This window comes from Agrobacterium sp. RAC06 (assembly GCF_001713475.1).
GTDB lineage: Bacteria > Pseudomonadota > Alphaproteobacteria > Rhizobiales > Rhizobiaceae > Allorhizobium.
Genome location: NZ_CP016499.1, coordinates 859,305 through 876,121 on the forward strand (window position 1 = coordinate 859,305; position 16,817 = coordinate 876,121).

General features: G+C 61.9%; 19 protein-coding genes and 2 riboswitches. Of the genes, 6 read left to right on the top strand and 13 right to left on the bottom strand.

Translation table 11 applies throughout. From position 1 onward, the window contains the following. Nucleotides 1-2 precede the first annotated feature (2 nt). From cobW to BSY240_RS04060, 8 genes are all read right to left on the bottom strand, one after another. Nucleotides 3-1,079 carry a cobalamin biosynthesis protein CobW gene (gene cobW, locus BSY240_RS04025; RefSeq protein WP_069041489.1) on the bottom strand — a complete coding sequence of 359 codons (1,077 nt, stop codon included), beginning with the start codon at nucleotides 1,077-1,079 and terminating at the stop codon, nucleotides 3-5. Nucleotides 1,080-1,082: 3 nt separating this feature from the next. Further along, nucleotides 1,083-1,613, bottom strand: a complete 531-nt coding sequence (gene cobU, locus BSY240_RS04030; RefSeq protein ID WP_069041490.1) for a bifunctional adenosylcobinamide kinase/adenosylcobinamide-phosphate guanylyltransferase — start codon at nucleotides 1,611-1,613, stop codon at nucleotides 1,083-1,085. 185 nt (nucleotides 1,614-1,798) lie between these two features. Beyond that, nucleotides 1,799-2,170, bottom strand: a riboswitch (cobalamin riboswitch). 66 nt (nucleotides 2,171-2,236) lie between these two features. Then, nucleotides 2,237-3,055 carry a hypothetical protein gene (locus tag BSY240_RS04035; protein ID WP_069041491.1) on the bottom strand — a complete coding sequence of 273 codons (819 nt, stop codon included), beginning with the start codon at nucleotides 3,053-3,055 and terminating at the stop codon, nucleotides 2,237-2,239. 63 nt (nucleotides 3,056-3,118) lie between these two features. Then, nucleotides 3,119-3,925 carry an ATP12 family chaperone protein gene (locus tag BSY240_RS04040; protein ID WP_069041492.1) on the bottom strand — a complete coding sequence of 269 codons (807 nt, stop codon included), beginning with the start codon at nucleotides 3,923-3,925 and terminating at the stop codon, nucleotides 3,119-3,121. Between the two features lie 9 nt (nucleotides 3,926-3,934). After that, complete coding sequence (locus tag BSY240_RS04045) at nucleotides 3,935-4,588, bottom strand: HAD-IA family hydrolase (RefSeq protein WP_069041493.1); 654 nt, start codon at nucleotides 4,586-4,588, stop codon at nucleotides 3,935-3,937. Continuing rightward, a complete protein-coding gene (locus tag BSY240_RS04050; protein WP_054150192.1) occupies nucleotides 4,585-5,574 on the bottom strand; it encodes an RluA family pseudouridine synthase in 990 nt (329 codons plus the stop codon). Before BSY240_RS04050 ends, BSY240_RS04045 begins: the two co-directional genes overlap by 4 nt. A gap of 94 nt (nucleotides 5,575-5,668) precedes the next feature. After that, on the bottom strand, nucleotides 5,669-6,046 hold the full coding sequence (gene crcB, locus BSY240_RS04055; protein ID WP_069041494.1) for a fluoride efflux transporter CrcB: 378 nt from the start codon (nucleotides 6,044-6,046) through the stop codon (nucleotides 5,669-5,671). A gap of 60 nt (nucleotides 6,047-6,106) precedes the next feature. Continuing rightward, on the bottom strand, nucleotides 6,107-6,643 hold the full coding sequence (locus BSY240_RS04060; RefSeq protein WP_069041495.1) for a flavodoxin domain-containing protein: 537 nt from the start codon (nucleotides 6,641-6,643) through the stop codon (nucleotides 6,107-6,109). A gap of 196 nt (nucleotides 6,644-6,839) precedes the next feature. On the opposite strand from BSY240_RS04060, the gene BSY240_RS04065 reads away from it, so the two are divergent. Then, nucleotides 6,840-7,115: a hypothetical protein gene (locus BSY240_RS04065; RefSeq protein WP_054150189.1), complete on the top strand. Its 276-nt coding sequence runs from the start codon at nucleotides 6,840-6,842 to the stop codon at nucleotides 7,113-7,115. Nucleotides 7,116-7,197: 82 nt separating this feature from the next. Here BSY240_RS04065 and BSY240_RS04070 read toward each other — a convergent pair whose 3' ends face one another. Continuing rightward, nucleotides 7,198-8,259, bottom strand: coding sequence for a DUF1775 domain-containing protein (locus BSY240_RS04070; RefSeq protein ID WP_069041496.1), 1,062 nt, complete (start codon nucleotides 8,257-8,259; stop codon nucleotides 7,198-7,200). A gap of 72 nt (nucleotides 8,260-8,331) precedes the next feature. Further along, complete coding sequence (locus tag BSY240_RS04075; RefSeq protein ID WP_069041497.1) at nucleotides 8,332-8,703, bottom strand: DUF2946 family protein; 372 nt, start codon at nucleotides 8,701-8,703, stop codon at nucleotides 8,332-8,334. 186 nt (nucleotides 8,704-8,889) lie between these two features. Next, nucleotides 8,890-8,978, top strand: a riboswitch (glycine riboswitch). 148 nt (nucleotides 8,979-9,126) lie between these two features. Here BSY240_RS04075 and gcvT point away from each other — a divergent pair. The 5 genes from gcvT to BSY240_RS04100 all read left to right on the top strand — a co-directional run bounded on the left by gcvT (nucleotide 9,127) and on the right by BSY240_RS04100 (nucleotide 14,495). Next, nucleotides 9,127-10,266: a glycine cleavage system aminomethyltransferase GcvT gene (gcvT, locus tag BSY240_RS04080; RefSeq protein ID WP_069041498.1), complete on the top strand. Its 1,140-nt coding sequence runs from the start codon at nucleotides 9,127-9,129 to the stop codon at nucleotides 10,264-10,266. 20 nt (nucleotides 10,267-10,286) lie between these two features. Continuing rightward, nucleotides 10,287-10,649 (top strand): glycine cleavage system protein GcvH, encoded by a 363-nt coding sequence (gene gcvH, locus BSY240_RS04085; protein ID WP_069041499.1) that lies wholly within the window; start codon nucleotides 10,287-10,289, stop codon nucleotides 10,647-10,649. Continuing rightward, complete coding sequence (gene gcvP, locus BSY240_RS04090; RefSeq protein ID WP_069041500.1) at nucleotides 10,649-13,507, top strand: aminomethyl-transferring glycine dehydrogenase; 2,859 nt, start codon at nucleotides 10,649-10,651, stop codon at nucleotides 13,505-13,507. The genes gcvH and gcvP overlap by 1 nt, the downstream gene beginning before the upstream one ends. A gap of 135 nt (nucleotides 13,508-13,642) precedes the next feature. Next, nucleotides 13,643-13,972: a DUF1236 domain-containing protein gene (locus tag BSY240_RS04095; RefSeq protein ID WP_069041501.1), complete on the top strand. Its 330-nt coding sequence runs from the start codon at nucleotides 13,643-13,645 to the stop codon at nucleotides 13,970-13,972. A 196-nt stretch (nucleotides 13,973-14,168) separates the two neighbouring features. After that, nucleotides 14,169-14,495 (top strand): flagellar basal body protein, encoded by a 327-nt coding sequence (locus tag BSY240_RS04100; protein ID WP_069041502.1) that lies wholly within the window; start codon nucleotides 14,169-14,171, stop codon nucleotides 14,493-14,495. A 436-nt stretch (nucleotides 14,496-14,931) separates the two neighbouring features. On the opposite strand, the gene BSY240_RS04105 is transcribed toward BSY240_RS04100, so the two are convergent. The 3 genes from BSY240_RS04105 to BSY240_RS04115 all read right to left on the bottom strand — a co-directional run bounded on the left by BSY240_RS04105 (nucleotide 14,932) and on the right by BSY240_RS04115 (nucleotide 16,750). After that, a complete protein-coding gene (locus tag BSY240_RS04105; protein WP_054150181.1) occupies nucleotides 14,932-15,234 on the bottom strand; it encodes a hypothetical protein in 303 nt (100 codons plus the stop codon). A gap of 1 nt (nucleotide 15,235) precedes the next feature. Continuing rightward, entirely contained in the window at nucleotides 15,236-15,937 is a 702-nt protein-coding gene (locus tag BSY240_RS04110; protein WP_069041503.1) for an acyl-homoserine-lactone synthase, read from the bottom strand. A 72-nt stretch (nucleotides 15,938-16,009) separates the two neighbouring features. Beyond that, the gene (locus BSY240_RS04115) at nucleotides 16,010-16,750 is read right to left on the bottom strand and encodes a helix-turn-helix transcriptional regulator (RefSeq protein ID WP_054150179.1); all 741 of its coding nucleotides are present in this window, start codon (nucleotides 16,748-16,750) and stop codon (nucleotides 16,010-16,012) included. Nucleotides 16,751-16,817 lie beyond the last annotated feature (67 nt).

The following is a 16,817-nucleotide window of genomic DNA, read 5'->3' on the forward strand; positions in this document are numbered from 1 at the left end:
GATCAGCCGGCCGCCGCCTGAACGTCCTCGACGACGGCGCCGAAATCCCATTCATGCAGGCCGATGACGACGATGCGCGTCTCGCGCTTTTCGGCGCTTGTCCAGGGACGGTCGAAATAAGTTTCGATGCGTGTGCCGACGGCCTGGATGACAAGGCGCATCGGCTTGCCGGGCACGTCGATGAAGCCCTTCAGGCGCAGGATGTCGTGCTTCTCGATAACCGGCTTCAGGCGGTCGATGAAATCGGAAGCGTCGTTGATGGCGCCGAGCTTCAGGACGAAGCTTTCGAACTCGTCATGGTCATGATGATGGTCGTGATCTTCGCCCGAGGCATGCAGCGCCTCGTGCTCCATCTCGTGATGCGACTTGCGGTTTTCGATGTCGTCTTCGGTGCTGGCGCCGATGCCGAGCAGGACCAGCGAGGGCACTTCGCCGTTCTTCGCCTCGATTATCGAGGGCTTGCGGCTGGTGCGGCCGGTCACCTCGGCGCGCACGGCGGCAATGCCGGCAGCGTCGAGCAGATCGGTCTTGTTGAGGACGATGAGATCGGCGCAGGTCAGCTGGTCCTCGAAGAGTTCCTCGATCGGGCTTTCGTGGTCGAGATTGTCGTCCTCGGCGCGCTGGGCGGCGACGGCGTCGTGGTCGTCGGCAAAACGACCGGCGGCGACGGCAGCGCTGTCGACGACGGTCACGACACCATCGACGGTGACGCGGGTGCGGATATCGGGCCAGTTGAATGCGGCGACCAGCGGCTGCGGCAGTGCGAGGCCAGAGGTTTCGATGACGATATGGTCGGGCTTCACGTCACGTTCGAGCAGCTTCAGCATGGTCGGAACGAAGTCGTCGGCGACCGTGCAGCAGATGCAGCCATTGGTGAGTTCAATGATGTCATCTTCGGTGCAGTTGTCGGCGCCGCAGCCCTTCAGCACGTCGCCATCGACGCCGAGATCGCCGAATTCATTGATGATCAGCGCGATCTTCTTGCCGCCAGCATTCATCAGCATGTTACGGATGATGGTGGTCTTGCCGGCCCCCAGAAAGCCGGTGATGACGGTGGCGGGGATCTTTTGCTGCAACATGGTTCAACCCTTCATTTTCAACGGCAAACCTGCCGCGATAAAATAGACTTCAGCCGCCTCGGCGGCGATGGCTTGGTGAAGACGGCCGGCATGGTCGCGGAAGGCGCGAGCCATTTTGTTTTCGGGCACGATGCCGAGGCCGACTTCATTGGAGACAAATATGACGGTGGCCTTGAGTTCCCCAAGACTTGCGGCGAGTGCCGCGCCGTCTGCGTCGACGTCACGGCCTTCTTCCATCATCAGATTGGTGACCCAGAGGGTCAGGCAGTCGACGAGGATCACCCGCCCAGGCTTGTCCAGCGCCTTCAGTGCCCCGACGAGATCGACGGGCTCCTCATGCGTCGTCCAACCGTCATTGGCTCGGTCGGCCTTGTGGCTCTCGATGCGGGTACGCATCTCGTCGTCCCAGGCGCGTCCCGTGGCTAGGTAGATCTTCTCAAGCGCCGAATTGCGCGCCAAACCCTCGGCAAAGCGCGACTTGCCCGAGCGGGCGCCACCGAGAACCAGGATGGATCGGGAATCGGATGGGGTCATGGTGCGCCATGACCTTCGACCGCGCGCAGACGGCCAGCGGTGCATGCCTTCAGCATGCACAAGAAAACGATCGATGCCAGGCCCGCAAATACGGACCGGCACCGGCGGGGCGCAAAGGACCCGCGGATGCAGAACGTCGCCACGACAACCTCCGTGCTGGCAACGGGGAGACCTCCCCAGTGTGGGCACCATGCCCGTGGATGGCAGGTCTCCTGGCTCGCAGGTCGTGATCCTCGAAAGGACCGTCGGGTTCTCCTCGCCTTCCCAGGGTTTGCGGCAACACGAAAGAGCGGACGATTCGTAGAAAAAGAGGCGTCCTGCCCCGGCTGATCGCGTTGCCACCCCAGTGGCTTTTCCGTCCTGCCGTTCTGGCGAGCCGGTCGCACCCTGCGACCCGTCACTCGTTCAACGACAAGGCGGATGGAGAACCCTCGCTGCAATACAGTCGCGGGGTCGGCTGCGTTCGGCGTGCCCGGTTGGGGTCCACGCCTTCGCATTCCCTTTTGCTCTCCGGACAACATCTCTGCCGTTCGGAAACCATCCATGACGAGAATTAGGCCGAGGTCGAAGCCGAGTCAATCACAGCTGCGGCGCAGAGCTGCGTCATTGCGCCCGCGTAACGCTCAAGGTCTCGTGGAGCAGTCCGGCGTGACGGCGGGGTCGCAATCCGGCCGCAGGCGAATGGCACCCACGGCTCCCTGTTCGACCGGCGTGCCCTGGCCGATGTCGGCAGCGCGACGCGCAGGCTGGGCCGGGGCTGCGGGCCGAGGTGTCTGCACGTCGGCGACCGGCGGCGCGGCCATTTCGCGCGGTGGCGGAGGAACAGCCGTCTCCGGCACCGCCATAACGGACGAGTTTTGCGGCGGCGCCTGCCGCACCACCGGGGCGGCGCGTGGCGATTCCGCCCGGGCATTCGGCACGATCACCGGCGGTGGCTCCGAAGCGAGCCGCGTTGATATGGTTCGCGGCTGCTGGGCCTTGCGGACACGCGGCGTGGTCAACGAGAAGGCAAAGCGGATACGGGCCGCGACCTCTTCGGCAAGCGCCTGACGTGCCCAGCGCGGGTCGTCCGTAGGGCTGTTCACCCTGAAGCTTCCCTTGGCTACCGGCTCGCCGGTTTCGACCGAAACAGCAGTCACGGTAAAGTCAGCCTGAGCGAGGCGGCGACGGGCACCTTCGCCGAAACCGAGGCGATCGATTTTGACCAGAAGCACGATACGCTCGGCACCCGCGGGCGGGCGCGTCGCCGCAATCGCGGCCGAGACGCGGCGATCGACGCTTTCAATGAGGTCGAGCGGGATGCGTGCATCGGCCATGACCGTCACGTTGCGGACGTAGTAAACCAACGGACGGTCAATGCTGCGCCCGAAAAAGACGGAGCAGGAAGCGAGCAGCAGGGCGAAGCCCATGGCGACGGCGATGCGAAGGCTGCGAGCGAACATAAGGACCCCGGACAGGTGATTCTGAACCTGCCCGAGAATTCGCCATTTATGGTTAGTGTAGAGTTAACTTGCTGCCTGAAGGACCGCGAAGAGTGACGCTGCCGATGCGAACTCGCCGTAACGGGCCTCACGACGCGCTTCGGCCTCAGCATCGGAACCCCAATGCTCGATCGTCCAGTCCTCGTCGAGATGGGCAAGCGACCAGATGTCATCCAGATCAAAGGCGCCCTCGGCAAATGCAAGGGTCAGCACAGCAGAACCCGTCAGCGTCGTCACCACGTTGAGGCAGGAGATCTGGAAGGGATCGCGGTAGCGCTCCAGCGCCCGAGCGTAGGCGCCGATTGCCTCCTGCGGCTGTTCCTGATGCATCACGCCTTCGACAAGGATGAAGCGGGCGCCGTGCGCAGTCGATACCCAGGCAAGCAAAGGGTCCCAGCGGGCCGACTGACGGTCGATCAGCTCCTTCGGGCCGTCCGCGCGGTAGCAGAGCAGATCGGTGCCCGCGAAACGGACGATCTCGTGGAACACGTCGTCCAGGCTGTTCGAAACGGCATCGATGGCGGTATTCGCGAGTTTGGTGATCGGCATGGTCGCCGGGTCGATGAATTCGCCCTGGCCGGCCCATTCGGCGACCACGAGTTCCGCAGCCTCACGATTCGGCAGCGTCAGCAGGTTCTTCGCTGGCGTCTTGACCGGCTTGCCGTCGAGTGTGATCGAGTAGCCATCATCGCGTGCCTCGGTGCCGACGGCCTCGTAGAAGCGCTTCGGCAGCGGCCGCTTCATCTGGATCTGCGCCCGGCGCACCGGATCCTCATGGCTCGGCTCCGGAATGAAGGTCCCGAAAATGTCCTGGCTGAGTTCGTCGCGCATCAAGAGCTCCTAGTGGATATAGGCCAGAAGGTCGACCGGACGCTCGACCACGGCATCGGCACCAGCCTTCCAGAGATCGTCGGCCTTGGCATAACCCCAGGCGACACCGATCGCGGTTGCCCCAGCGGCCTTCGCCATCTGCATGTCGTAGATCGCATCGCCAATGACGATGGTCTCGCGCGGCGCAATGCCCGCCTCGTCACAGCATTCGGTCACCATGGCCGGATGCGGCTTTGACGGGCAGTCGTCGGCTGTCCGGCAGAAGAGGAAATGGGGCTTCAGCCCATGACCTTCAAGAATGGTTTCCAGCCCGCGCCGCGACTTGCCGGTGACGGCGCCGAGCCAGACGTCCTCGCGGGCGATGAGCGCATCCAGGACTTCGCGGATGCCGTCGAACATGGTCTCGCCAAAACCAGAGTCTCGGCGGACATCAGCGAAAATCGCCTTGTAATGGGCAGCCATGGCGACCGCTTCGTCATCAGCATGCGGCTTGCCGTCCATACGGGCGATCGCGATGTCGAGCGTCAACCCGATGATCGACTTGGTCGTCTCGACGGCTGGCTCCGGCTTGCCGAAGGCGATGAAGGTGTGGCGCATGACTTCATGGATCAGGCCGGCGCTGTCGACCAGCGTGCCGTCGCAATCGAACAGAACAAGCTTCATTCGCCGTCCCTGTCACCGTCGCGCTGATCGAGGCCAAGCAGGTTCCAGGTCTGGACCATGTGCGGCGGCAGCGGCGCCGTCACCTTCAGGCGGCCACCGTTCGGGTGCGGCAGATCGATGAAGCGTGCATGCAGGTGCAACCGCTTCTGAACGCCGCCCGGGAAATCCCAGTTGTGATCCTCGTCGAAGTATTTCGGGTCACCAATGATCGGGTGGCCGATATGCAATGCGTGGACGCGCAATTGGTGGGTACGGCCGGTGTAGGGTTCCATCTCCAGCCAGGCGAGGTTCTGCGCTGCGGTGTCGATCACACGGTAATAGGTGATGGCGTGGTCTGCGCCGTCCTCGCCGTGCCTGCAGACCCGCATACGGTCACCTTCGTCGGTCTGGTCCTTGGTAAGCCAGGTCGAGATCTTGTCCTCGTGCTTGCGCGGGACGCCCTTCACCAGCGACCAGTAGATCTTTTTGGTGTCGCGCTCGCGAAACGCGGCCGTCAGCTTCTGGGCAGCGCCGCGGGTACGCGCCACGACAAGCACGCCGGAGGTGTCGCGATCGAGGCGGTGGACGAGGCGCGGCTTTTCGCCCTTCCGGCTCGTCCAGGCTTCAAGCATCTTGTCGATATGGCGATTGAGACCCGAGCCGCCCTGCACGGCAAGGCCGGCGGGCTTGTTGAGCACGAAGACCTTCTCGTCTTCATGTAGCAGCATGCGCGACAGGAGCTCGTGGTCATCACCATGCTTCAGGTCATGACTTGCGATCGGACCGGTCTTCTTGGCGTCGACATCCATCGGCGGCACACGGACCACCTGACCGGGCTGAACGCGTGCATCGGTCTTGACGCGACCGCCGTCGACACGGACCTGGCCGGAGCGCAGAAGCTTCTGCAGCGCGCCGAAGCCTAGACCCGGATAATGGATCTTGAACCAGCGGTCGAGCCGCATGCCAGCCTCGTCGGCTTCCACGGTGATATGTTCGATGCCTGCCATCAGGATACTTTCTCGCTCGGGTTCTCCACCCACTTATCCCGTGCCTTTAGTAGATTTCGGGCGGAAAGGGAAAGCGGAAATGCAGGCTCGGGCGTCAGAACAGACTGCGGCCGAGGGCGAGACCACCGAAAGCGGCCGAGAGGGACAGGACAAGGCTCGCTCCGACATAGGCCAGGGCCAGGTGACTTTCGCCACGTTCGAAGAGCGCTATCGTGTCGAGCGAAAAGGAGGAGAATGTGGTGAACCCTCCAAGGAAGCCGACCACGAGCAGCAGCTGCATTTCCATCGATGCGGAGAACTTCCGCGCCAGCAGTTCGGTCAACAGACCTATAATGAACGAGCCGACGATGTTGACGGTGATCGTGCCCCAGGGGAAGCCCATCCCCAGCCAGCGGGTCATGGCAATCCCGGCGAGATAGCGGGCTACCGATCCGGTCGCACCGCCGATCGCGACGAGCAGGATATTGAACATGGATGACTCCGGCTTGAACGGCTGTTGCGCGAGCCGTTCAAGCCGGTTCGGGCCGCCGCGTCAAGCCTTGGCCGATGCCAGAAATCCCGCCACGAACGCCGACAGCGCCTTCCAGTCGGTGAATTCGTGGTCCCGGCTCACATCCGTTGGAGCATTCTCGTGCTCTGCCATGCGCCGGATGATCCAGCGCTTGAAGAAGTCATATTCGGTATATCTGAGCGCGCCAGCCGCGTGATGGATCATGCCGGGCTTCCATCCGCTCTCCTCGAACAGGTGGTCGGGGAAATGCGTCGCTTCTTCCCGCTCCTCCTCGAATTCGGAACGGATCAGCAGGGATACGGACACGAAAGCCGAGGGCACAGCATTCAGCCAAGCGGCTTCCTGCCGAACGAACCGGGCGAAGGCAGCCGGATAGCGGGCCGCGTGAACCGGCGCACAAAGGATGGCTGCCTCGGGATGGGCAACCGCATATTCGCCACCCGAGGATATGTCGAACAGAAGTGCCCGGTCGCCGGCGGCCTCGACCGCCGACGCGACCGCTTCCGCGATCTTGCGTGTCTGCCCCTCAACCGTCGCGTAGCCGACAAGAATAATCATGGCTCTGGTCCTCTGCTGATGACGCACTCAGTGTGCGGCAAGGACATGGATGGCGCTTTGATCTGGCGCAAAGCGGCACATCCGAGGACGCCAACGCAACCAATACATTTTTATTCAAAACCGCTCATTCGACTTAAAGATGCATAGATAACCGTAGTTTATGCTAATGTCGTTATGTATTATCTGGGAAACGCCCATGACACAGGTTGTCACAGTCTCTGCGCATACCGCGGCCTACGCGATGGAACCGGTGAAGCCGCCACAACGCGTCTCCCGTGCGTCCTACGTGGAAGAGCATACGCGTGTGCTGGCACAGCAGGCAGCACAGAGCGAGGACCTGCGGCTCAGGGCGCTCGTCAACGTCGTGCAGCCTCCGGCGCTCGCCCTCTACTTCCTCACCTCTTCGCAGCAACAATTCGAGCAGGCGACGCTGAAAGAAACGATCGAGGCCTACAAGAGCTCGGTCGCCTGATCTCCCAAGACCCCATCCGGGCAAAGAAAAACCGCGACCGGTGACGGTCGCGGTTTCTTATTTCAGGGCATAGCGATCAGGGTCATTTGCCCCGGGCCGGACCGACCGGAAGCGCCACATCCACAGCACCGGCCTTCTCGAAGGTCAGCGTGACGTTGACGGTCGCGCCTTCCTGGAAGGGCTCTGTCACCTTGAAGAACATCAGGTGCAGGCCGCCAGGCTTCAGCTCAACCGTCTCACCGGCCGGGATGGCGATGCCGTCCGTCAGCTGACGCATCTTCATCACCTCGCCTTCCATCGCCATCTCGTGCAGCTGGACCTCGCCCGCCTGGGCTGAGGTTGCGGAAACGAGCTTGTCTTCTTCACCGCCATTGTTGACGATGGTGATGAAACCGCCGCCGACCGGCTGGCCTGGCAGCATCGCCCTGGTGAAACCGGCGGTCAGTTCGAGGTCACCGGCAGTCACGGCCTGAAAACCACCGGGATCGGTTGCCGCCATGTGATCGCCGTGACCGGAATGGTCACCATGGGCGCCATGGCCATCCGCTGCAGCCTGCTCGGCGGGAGCACCGTGACCGGCATGCGCGCCGTGTGCACCGTGTGCGCCATGACCATGTGCGTCGCCTTCAGCGGCCGCGAGCTTGAGAACTGGCGCCGGACCGTCGAGGTCGTGCGGATCCTGGCCGGGGGCCGCGATCTGATCCCAGGCGACCTTGGCGTCAGCGCCGCAAAGCTGAACCGTCGGGAAGGCAAGTCCCGTCGCCGGATCGCCGGCAGCGACCTTACCGTAGACGACAAAAGTGTCGTAGAAATTGTCCGGCAGGTCACCGTTCTTGAAGCGGATTTCGACCGGGCCTGATGTCACTGCCTTGCCGTGGTTGTCGTAGCTGTTCTGGTAGTCGCCGGTGATGACCTCAACGTCCCAGCCGGCCTTCGGCATCGGCTTGGCGGAGATAAAGCCTTCCGGCAGCTTGATCTGGACTTCGTTGGTCGCCTTGCCGTCGCAACCATGCGGCACCTGCAGCGCGGCGGCGACATAGGAGCCGACCTTGGCGGGCTGGTTGGCAAAGGTCGCATGGGCGAACACAGCCGTGGTCGATGCGAGTGTGGCAATCGCGGTTGCGAGAATGAGATTGGTCTTCATGGGTGTCTCTCCTTGCCGCGGTCCTTCTTGGCCGTCGGCAGTCGTCAGTCTTCGTCGATTGAGTGAGGGCGATCAGACGAAGAGCGGCGGCCCACGGAGGCGCGGACGATGGAGGAGATGGCTGGAGCGGACAGTTGTTTCAACAGGTGCAATCTGACCCAGACTTGTGAACCGGCTGAGCAGCCAGGATTGGTCCGAAGGCTCCGGCAGTAGAATCGCGCCAGCGAGACGGCAGGCCTCGCAATCCGCAGAAGGTCGCGCATGCTTCTGGCCACTATCGGCGATGCAGAGATCGGCAAACGAGCCGTCGGGAAGCATATAGGCGACCGACTGAACTTCGCTGGCAAGAGCGGCGGGTGCCCGGTGGCCAAAACCGACAGACAGGAAGACCATCGCGCAGAAGATGCGCAATAGGATCGTCGCTGACCTGACATTCGGTTTCATCGTTGCCCTCGTTTCGCCGAATCCTTTATCGCGATGCCGGGGACAAGCCAAGTGGCGAGATGCCGCGCCTGCGGAGCAAACGCCAAGGTGTCTGCGCGCGCGCCAATCACGAGGCCTCAGCGACAATTATTTGTTCGGGAGCGACGCAGCCTCTTGCCAAGCCGCCACACTGCCAGATAATGCCTTGAAGACCTTGTTGGGAGATACCGGTTTGATCCGGAGCCGAAGGAGCAACCGCCCCGGAAACTCTCAGGCAAAAGGACCACAAGGCGTCGACTGCACTCTGGAGAGAGGCCCGTTTCCAAAGCGGGCCGCGCCGAAGGGATAACAATCTCAGGCACAAGGACAGAGGGGGCTCATGAACCGGCACAACCGTGCCCTGATGTGAGCAAGCGCGCGAGCGCGAACCCCGGAGGCGACGTCTTGGACGATCAGACCCAACTGAAACGCACCCCCCTTTATGATTTCCATGTGTCGCTTGGCGCCAAGATGGTGCCCTTCGCCGGTTACGAAATGCCGGTGCAGTATCCGGCCGGCGTGCTGAAGGAACACCTGCATACGCGCGCTGCCGCTGGCCTCTTCGACGTTTCCCACATGGGCCAGGTCGAACTGGTTGCGGCCTCTGGCTCTTATGAGGACGCTGCCAAGGCGCTCGAAACCCTCGTTCCCGTCGACATCCTCGGATTGAAGGACGGGCGCCAGCGTTACGGCTTCTTCACGGACGAGAATGGCGGCATCCTCGATGACCTGATGATCAGCCGCCTCGGCCAGCGACTGCTGGTCGTGGTCAATGCCGGCTGCAAGGATGCCGACATCGCCCATCTCAGGGCGAAGCTGCCTGATGGCGTCGAAGTTCTCGTGCATGACGACCGGGCGCTTCTCGCCCTGCAGGGGCCGAAGGCGGAAGCAGTGCTCGCGGCGCTCAATTCCGATGTCGCAGCCATGAAGTTCATGGATGTGCGTGAACTGTCTCTGGGCGACATCCCTGCTCTCGTCTCTCGCACAGGCTATTCGGGCGAAGACGGCTTCGAGATCTCTGTGCCGGCTGATCGCGCCACCGATCTCGCCAAGGCTTTGCTCGACCAGCCGGACTGTCAGCCAATTGGCCTCGGCGCACGTGATTCCCTGCGCCTCGAAGCCGGCCTCTGCCTCTACGGCAACGACATCGACACGACGACGTCGCCTGTCGAAGCCTCGATCGAATGGGGCATCCAGAAGGTCCGCCGCTTGGGCGGCGCCCGCGAAGGCGGCTTTCCGGGTACTCATCGCATCCTTGGCGAACTGGAGAATGGCGTCTCTCGCCGCCGCGTCGGATTGAAGCCCGAGGGCAAGGCGCCGGTGCGTCAGCCGGCAAAGCTCTTTGCCGACGCCGAGGGCAAAACCGAGATCGGCCACGTTTCCTCCGGTGGATTCGGCCCGAGCGCCGAAGGCCCGATCGCCATGGGTTACGTACCGACCGAGATCGCAGTGCCCGGCACCCAGGTTTTCGCGGAGGTCCGTGGCAAGCTGTTGCCCCTTACCGTCACCGCTCTTCCTTTCGTCACACCCACCTACAAACGCTAAAAAAATCTCCGGAGAGAACCATGTTGAAATTCACCGCTGAACACGAATGGCTGAAGATCGAAGACGGTATTGCCACCGTCGGCATCACCACGCACGCCGCCGGCCAGCTCGGCGATCTCGTCTTCGTCGAACTGCCGGACGAAGGCTCGAGCTTCAAGAAAGACGGGACCGCCGCGACCGTCGAGAGCGTCAAGGCGGCGTCCGACGTCTACTGCCCGCTCGATGGCGAAGTGGTCGAAATCAACCAGGCGATCGTCGACGATCCGTCGCTGGTGAACTCCGATCCGGAAGGTGCCGCCTGGTTCTTCAAGCTGAAGCTCGCCAACCTATCTGACGCCGACGCCCTGCTCGACGAGGCTGCCTACAAGGAGTTGATCGCCTGATGACGACAGAATTCCAGTTCACGGATTACGATCCGTACGACTTCGCCAATCGGCGCCATATCGGCCCCTCGCCCTCCGAGATGACCGAGATGCTGAAGGTGATCGGCTATCACTCGCTCGACGAGATGATCGACGCGACCGTCCCCGGCTCGATCCGCCAGAAGGTGCCGCTCACCTGGGGTGCGGCGATGACCGAGCGCGAAGCGCTCGACAAGCTTCGCGAGACGGCGAACAAGAACAAGGTCCTGACCTCGCTTCTCGGCCAGGGCTATTATGGCACGATCACGCCGCCGGTCATCCAGCGCAACATTCTGGAAAACCCGGCCTGGTACACGGCCTATACGCCCTACCAGCCGGAAATCAGCCAGGGTCGCCTTGAGGCGCTCCTCAACTACCAGACCATGGTGACGGATCTCACCGGTCTCGACGTCGCCAATGCGTCGCTGCTGGACGAGGCCACCGCTGCCGCCGAAGCAATGGCGCTCTGCCAGCGCAGCGCCAAGACCAAGGCGACCGGCTTCTTCGTCGACAAGGACTGCCACCCGCAGACGATCGCCGTCATACAGACCCGCGCCGAGCCACTGGGCTGGACGGTCACTGTCGGCGATCCCTTCACCGATCTCGATCCAACGGAAGTCTTCGGCGCGATCTTCCAGTATCCCGGCACACATGGCGACGTGCGCGATTTCTCCGGCCTGATCGCCCGTCTGCACCAGACCGGCGCTCTGGCTGCCGTCGCGGCCGACATCCTCGCACTGCTTCTGTTGAAGTCTCCGGGCGAAATGGGGGCTGATATCGCCATCGGTTCGACCCAGCGCTTCGGCGTTCCCATGGGTTACGGCGGTCCGCATGCGGCCTATATGGCAGTGAAGGATGCGATCAAGCGCTCGATGCCTGGTCGTCTTGTCGGCGTTTCCGTCGATGCCCGCGGCAACCGCGCCTATCGCTTGTCGCTGCAGACCCGCGAACAGCATATCCGCCGCGAAAAGGCCACGTCGAACATCTGCACCGCGCAGGTCCTGCTCGCCGTCATGGCGTCGATGTATGCGGTCTTCCATGGTCCCCAAGGATTGAAGGCGATTGCCCAGCAGGTGCACCAGAAGACGGTCATCCTCGCCAAGGGTCTGGAAAAGCTCGGCTACACGATCGAGCCGGAGGCCTTCTTCGACACGATCACTGTCGAGGTTGGCCACATGCAGGGCCTCGTCATGCGGGCAGCCGTTGCCGAAGGTGTGAACCTGCGCAAGGTCGGTGAGACCAAGGTCGGCATCGCGCTCGACGAGCGCACGCGCCCAGCCGTGCTCGAAGCCGTCTGGCGCGCCTTTGGCGGCAATTTCAAGGTCGAGGATTTCTCGGCCGACTACCGTCTGCCGACGGATCTGCTGCGCACCAGCGAGTATCTGACGCATCCGATCTTCCACATGAACCGTGCGGAAAGCGAGATGACCCGCTACATCCGCAGGCTCTCAGACCGCGACCTCGCACTCGATCGCGCCATGATCCCGCTCGGCTCCTGCACGATGAAGCTGAATGCAACGGCGGAAATGCTGCCGATCACCTGGCCGGAATTCTCCGACATCCATCCCTTTGTGCCTGAGGATCAGGCGCTGGGTTACAAGGAGATGATCGACGATCTCTCGGAAAAGCTCTGCGCGGTCACCGGTTATGACGCGATCTCGATGCAGCCGAATTCGGGTGCTCAAGGGGAATATGCGGGTCTCTTGACGATCCGCGCCTATCACCTGTCGCGGGGCGATACGCATCGCACGGTTTGCCTCATCCCGACCTCGGCCCATGGCACCAACCCGGCTTCCGCCCAGATGGTCGGTATGACGGTCGTGCCGGTCAGGTCGAAGGAAAACGGCGACGTCGATCTCGATGACTTCCGCGCCAAGGCGGAACAGCATGCAGACAATCTCTCCTGCTGCATGATCACCTATCCTTCCACGCATGGCGTGTTCGAGGAGACGGTGCGCGAGATCTGCGAGGTTACCCATCAGTTCGGGGGGCAGGTCTACCTCGACGGGGCCAACATGAATGCCATGGTCGGCGTATCCCGTCCCGGCGACATCGGTTCTGACGTGTCCCACCTCAACCTGCACAAGACCTTCTGCATTCCGCATGGCGGCGGTGGTCCGGGCATGGGTCCGATCGGGGTCAAGGCGCATCTTGCGCCCTTCCTGCCCGGCCATGTCGTGACCGACGGTCGTCCGGGCGCGGTCTCGGCCGGTCCCTACGGTTCGCCGTCGATCCTGCCGATCAGCTGGTCCTACTGCCTGATGATGGGTGGCGAAGGTCTGACCCAGGCGACCAAGGTGGCGATCCTCAACGCCAACTACATCGCGGCAAGGCTCAAAGGTGCCTATGACGTGCTCTACACGTCCGCTTCGGGTCGCGTGGCGCATGAATGCATCATCGACACCCGTCCGCTGCAGGCGTCCGCCGGCGTCACCGTCGACGACGTCGCCAAGCGCCTGATCGACTGCGGCTTCCACGCGCCGACCATGAGCTGGCCGGTTGCGGGAACGCTGATGATCGAGCCGACTGAATCGGAGACCAAGGCCGAGATCGACCGTTTCTGCGAAGCCATGCTGGCAATCCGCGAGGAAGCCCGCGACATCGAGGAAGGCCGGATGGACAAGGCCAACAATCCGCTGAAGAACGCACCGCATACGGTGGAAGACCTCGTCGGCCAGTGGGATCGTCCCTATAGCCGCGAACAGGCCTGCTATCCGCCGGGTGCCTTCCGGGTGGACAAGTACTGGTCCTCGGTCAACCGCGTCGACAATGTCTATGGGGACCGTAACCTGGTGTGCACCTGCCCGCCGATGGAAGCCTACGCGGAAGCGGCAGAGTAACAGCCTGAAATTCGCCATGAGAACGCCGCCCTTGAGGCGGCGTTCTTCATTTGTGGTGACATGCCGAAACGCCCTGTGATGGAACGGATCTGGCCACTATCCGTTTCCCCCGCTATCCAACACAGGAGAACAGACATGCGCAACACTCCCATCCTCGCTGGTGCAGCGGCATTCATGCCGCTCTCGGCGTCGGCCCATGCGCAGGACACTGTCATCATCCAGCAGGCCCCGCCGGTCACCTCGCAGTCGACCATCATCGTGCCGGCTCCGGTCGAAACTTATGTCTTGCAGCGCGAAGTGCGCTCGGTGCCTTATGAAGGCGACGTCCTGATCGGTCGCGTGATCGAGGATCCGGTCGAGCTCTATCCCGTTGATGGCTATGAGGATTATTCCTATACGATCGTTAACGAGCGACGCGTGATCGTCGATCCCGAAACCCGTCAGATTATCCAGATCATCGAGTGACCCGATCGCTGGTCAAACCACCGGAACCTGGCTCAGGCCGGGTTCTTTTTGTGCAAGACGCTAATCAACTGTCCCTGTCCCGTTTTCACACAACTCTTCCCGGCGCAGTCATAAGCCGGAAACCCTGCCCGTTCGGAAAGTTCTAACACCTGCCGCTTATCCTGCGCTGAAGACCATCGAGACGGTTGGAAAGACGATGAGCATATCAGCGATCATGGGCATCTCGCTTTCGGGCATGCAGGCGCAGCAAACGCGCCTTGCTGCGACCGCCAACAACGTCGCGAATGCCATGACACCTGGTTACGATCGTCTCGAAACCAGCTTTACCAGTCGCGCCCAGGGCGGCGTGTCCGCCACGGTTGCCCCGTCCGATGGACCGGTCGCCGATGACACGTCCAATGTCGACCTTGCGTCGGAAATGCTCTCGCTCGTCGAAACCGAGATCGGCTTCAAGGCGAATGCCGCGGCCTGGGAGACGGGTGCTGACATCTGGGACGTCCTGCTCAGCATCAAGCGCGACTGATTCCCTGACATGTATGGCACGCGTTTCCACCGTCAAAAGACGGTGACGCGAACGCGCGTTCCGTCATACCCTGTCTCCGCAAAGCTCGGATAGCACTGACTTTTTTAGGCCAATGGCTGCTCCGCCAGGCAAAAGCAGCCGAGGGAGCGAATTCTCCGATTGCAAAGATCCGGACATCCAGACACAGTCGGGAGTTGCATAAGGTTGCATCGAGGATGGCATGTATAACGACTCACTCAACTACCTGAAGACACAGATCCTTTCCGCACAGGTCGGGGACGCCGCCGGCATCCGCGGCCTGATCAAACAGCGTCTCGACCAAGCGCTCACATCCGTCCATACGAATGATTATGTCGAGGACTGTCTGTTTCAAATCACCGAGGCGCTCGAACAGCTCGACACCGGGTCAACGGACCCGGCGAAGCTTCGCGACTACTTATTGGGCGCGATCGAGGCGTTGCGAGACGAACTCCATCTTTGCGACATCGAGCCGGATGTCCGCCAGTCCGCTGTCGGTTTCTGAGGCACTGCGCTTGCGGCCTCCACCGGCGCGGCGGCGATCGAGACCGTCGGCAGCAGCAAGCGACACCATCTCCAGAAGATGATCGAGGAAGAGCGCGTCATCGCTGAGCGGGGCTTTCTGCGAAACACCCTTGATGATCTCCCGAAGACTACGAACCTGCTCTTCCACGATCGAGCGAACGTAGATTTCAGAGGATGGAAGTTGGCCATCCGGCATGTCATTCTCCTGCAATTCTTGCATATTCTATATGTCCGTGAAGTTCTTCGGCGAAGGCCAGACGTTGAAGGGCCGCCGCGGCGAAGGGATTTCCCGGTGCGCGCTCGAGATCGAGGACGCTGCCGGTAATCCCGTAGAGTTCGTGATGCCGCAGCAGCCCTGCCATGGAGGGTTTGGCCGTGATCGGAACGATCAGCGATCCGTCGAGCATGCTTGGAGCCGCCAGCGGCATCACATCCCAACCGGTCGTCAGAAGCAGGTTGACGAGCTTGGGATGTGTCTCGACAACCAGCGTGCCGATGCCCGCAACGAGGCAATACTCCATGACCCCGGTCATCAGGATGTTGGAAATCGGGACGCCGGCGATCGACCTGTCGGACACTTCGGCAATGCACCGGGTCCATTCATAGACACGCGGCCCACGCGGCCAGTCGGCACCGTCCATCAGATGCGGATAGACATCCGACAGAAGATGCGGCTTCAGTGTCGGCAGGAGGCGGCTATATCCCACCACATTACCGCCGACGATGAGCGGCAGATGGATGGCCTCGTCACCGTCGAACTGGTCGATCTCCCGTTCGTCGCCACGACGGCAGGCTTCCCATCCCAATCGGTCTACGAACTGGCGATGGCGAAACGCCCAGACCTGCTCCATGACGTCGGCATGGTCACGCGTGTTCCTGCCCAGAATTGTCGCAAGCATGTAGATCCCCAGAAAATCCAGGGGCCAGATTGCGATAAGCGGACCGAATTCAATATAGGCCGTTCTGCCTATTTATCGGATTATTCCAAGCCGAATCGATTCGGCAATCAGTTGCGCACGGTTCACGGAATTCAACTTACGGCACGCCGCCGCGATTTCGTGCTGAACTGTTTTCTCCGATATTCCAAGAATTTGGCCAATCTCCCAATTGGTCTTGCCGGCCGAGCACCAGAGAATAACCTCGCGTTCGCGCGGCGTGACCTTGGCCGCAACTGCCGCGCTGCGCTCGCTGCTGTCGACGAGGAAGGCACGCAACCGGTTGTGCGCGTAGATTGAAACGATGTGCAGCGCACCGCGCTGCTCGCTGGACAGCTCGACCTTGCGCGCACCGAAGGTGACGATCGCCTGAAAGCCGCCGACAGAATGGAGCGGCACACTGTAACCATCCAGCATTCCGAACTCGGTGGCCTCGTTCATGACGCGCTTGGCGGAGCGACTGAGCGGCTTGTCGGCCAGCGCTTCCGACCAGACGAATGCCTCGTTCGACATCTTCGTCCGGTAGATCACCGGATCGACATGCACATAGTTTTCCTGGACATAGCGCTCGAACCAGCCCTCCGGCCAGGCATTCAGCATGAAATAGGGATCGATCCGCTCGCCGGGGAGCGGGATGCCGGACACCGCATAGCAGTCCATGCCGAAGGCACCCGCCACCTTGCCAAGGCAGGCTAGGACTTCCTCATTGTCGCGGGCTCGCGACGATTCGGTGATAAAATCGAACATCGCATTGGCTGTCGCCTGCCTGTCTGACATCCGCACCCTCAAGATAGCCAGTCATCACATTTGTGACTTCTAGCACAGCCGGCGACCAGTCGATCCG

What these genes read in the sequence shown, in the direction of transcription:
- BSY240_RS04070 (WP_069041496.1), bottom strand. Translation starts at nt 8,259, where the DNA reads ATGAAGACCAATCTCATTCTCGCAACCGCGATTGCCACACTCGCATCG.
- BSY240_RS04035 (WP_069041491.1), bottom strand. Translation starts at nt 3,055, where the DNA reads ATGTTCGCTCGCAGCCTTCGCATCGCCGTCGCCATGGGCTTCGCCCTG.
- cobW (WP_069041489.1), bottom strand. Translation starts at nt 1,079, where the DNA reads ATGTTGCAGCAAAAGATCCCCGCCACCGTCATCACCGGCTTTCTGGGG.
- BSY240_RS04050 (WP_054150192.1), bottom strand. Translation starts at nt 5,574, where the DNA reads ATGGCAGGCATCGAACATATCACCGTGGAAGCCGACGAGGCTGGCATG.
- BSY240_RS04075 (WP_069041497.1), bottom strand. Translation starts at nt 8,703, where the DNA reads ATGAAACCGAATGTCAGGTCAGCGACGATCCTATTGCGCATCTTCTGC.
- BSY240_RS04105 (WP_054150181.1), bottom strand. Translation starts at nt 15,234, where the DNA reads ATGCCGGATGGCCAACTTCCATCCTCTGAAATCTACGTTCGCTCGATC.
- cobU (WP_069041490.1), bottom strand. Translation starts at nt 1,613, where the DNA reads ATGACCCCATCCGATTCCCGATCCATCCTGGTTCTCGGTGGCGCCCGC.
- crcB (WP_069041494.1), bottom strand. Translation starts at nt 6,046, where the DNA reads ATGTTCAATATCCTGCTCGTCGCGATCGGCGGTGCGACCGGATCGGTA.
- BSY240_RS04100 (WP_069041502.1), top strand. Translation starts at nt 14,169, where the DNA reads ATGAGCATATCAGCGATCATGGGCATCTCGCTTTCGGGCATGCAGGCG.
- BSY240_RS04115 (WP_054150179.1), bottom strand. Translation starts at nt 16,750, where the DNA reads ATGTCAGACAGGCAGGCGACAGCCAATGCGATGTTCGATTTTATCACC.
- BSY240_RS04065 (WP_054150189.1), top strand. Translation starts at nt 6,840, where the DNA reads ATGACACAGGTTGTCACAGTCTCTGCGCATACCGCGGCCTACGCGATG.
- BSY240_RS04095 (WP_069041501.1), top strand. Translation starts at nt 13,643, where the DNA reads ATGCGCAACACTCCCATCCTCGCTGGTGCAGCGGCATTCATGCCGCTC.
- BSY240_RS04060 (WP_069041495.1), bottom strand. Translation starts at nt 6,643, where the DNA reads ATGATTATTCTTGTCGGCTACGCGACGGTTGAGGGGCAGACACGCAAG.
- gcvP (WP_069041500.1), top strand. Translation starts at nt 10,649, where the DNA reads ATGACGACAGAATTCCAGTTCACGGATTACGATCCGTACGACTTCGCC.
- gcvH (WP_069041499.1), top strand. Translation starts at nt 10,287, where the DNA reads ATGTTGAAATTCACCGCTGAACACGAATGGCTGAAGATCGAAGACGGT.
- BSY240_RS04045 (WP_069041493.1), bottom strand. Translation starts at nt 4,588, where the DNA reads ATGAAGCTTGTTCTGTTCGATTGCGACGGCACGCTGGTCGACAGCGCC.
- BSY240_RS04040 (WP_069041492.1), bottom strand. Translation starts at nt 3,925, where the DNA reads ATGCGCGACGAACTCAGCCAGGACATTTTCGGGACCTTCATTCCGGAG.
- BSY240_RS04110 (WP_069041503.1), bottom strand. Translation starts at nt 15,937, where the DNA reads ATGCTTGCGACAATTCTGGGCAGGAACACGCGTGACCATGCCGACGTC.